Raw genomic sequence first — 314 nt, forward strand, 5'->3', positions numbered from 1 at the left:
GAGGGGCTCCGGGGGCGCGGCCCCCGGAGACGGGAAAGGGAAGGGGGCGGGGGCGAAAGAGCTCCCCGCCCCCCGCTCACCCGTCCGACGCCCGGAGGGCGACCGCCGCCGCCTCGGCCGCCCGCCGGGCCAGCGCGGTCGTGGACCGCCCGTCCAGATACGGCAGCACCACCGCCTGCCCGCCCCAGGACCGCAACACCCCCGCCTCCGGCAACTCCTGCACGGAGTAGTCCCCGCCCTTCACCCACACGTCGGGCCGCAACCGCCCCAGCACCACCTCGGGCGTGTCCTCCTCGAACACCACCACCGCGTCC

General features: G+C 77.4%; 1 pseudogene. It reads right to left on the reverse strand.

Annotated features, from left to right (window positions below):
* Positions 1 to 76: 76 nt before the first annotated feature.
* A pseudogene (locus B7767_RS40370) lies at positions 77 to 314 on the reverse strand (D-glycero-beta-D-manno-heptose 1-phosphate adenylyltransferase); the annotation flags it as partial.

The organism is Streptomyces sp. 13-12-16, assembly GCF_002114215.1.
GTDB lineage: Bacteria > Actinomycetota > Actinomycetes > Streptomycetales > Streptomycetaceae > Streptomyces.